We start from the raw sequence: 355 nt of genomic DNA, 5'->3' as shown, positions 1-355 counted from the left end.
GAACCCGACACCTCCACCCGCAACGCCAGCGTGTTCACGAAGAACCCGATCAGCCCTTCGGTCTCCGACCTCCCACGATTGGCCACCGGGCTGCCGATCACCACATCGTCCTGTCCAGACAAGCGCGATAGCAGCAACGCCCAACTCGCCAGGAGCGTCATATACAGCGTCAGCCCATGCCGCTGGCTGAGTTCCTTCAGCGCCTGCGCCTGCTGTGGCTCCACGACCACTTCCAACATCGCGCCGGCATGCTCTTGCCGCGCCGGACGCGGACGATCCGTCGGCAGTTCCAGCAGTACCGGCGCACCAGACAGCGCCTCGCGCCAGTATGCGGCCTGTTGTTGCAACACCTCGC

Annotated in this window: 1 protein-coding gene; it reads right to left on the bottom strand. The window is 65.1% G+C overall.

The annotated features are described in order from the left end of the window. Nucleotides 1–355 (bottom strand): condensation domain-containing protein (locus XalbCFBP2523_RS16020; RefSeq protein ID WP_146084164.1); only part of this gene is annotated, 355 nt, incomplete at both ends.

Source organism: Xanthomonas albilineans, from assembly GCF_002939705.1.
GTDB classification, from domain to species: domain Bacteria; phylum Pseudomonadota; class Gammaproteobacteria; order Xanthomonadales; family Xanthomonadaceae; genus Xanthomonas_A; species Xanthomonas_A albilineans.
The sequence above is the reverse complement of the archived record's forward strand: the minus strand, read 5'-3'. Positions and strand labels throughout refer to the sequence as shown.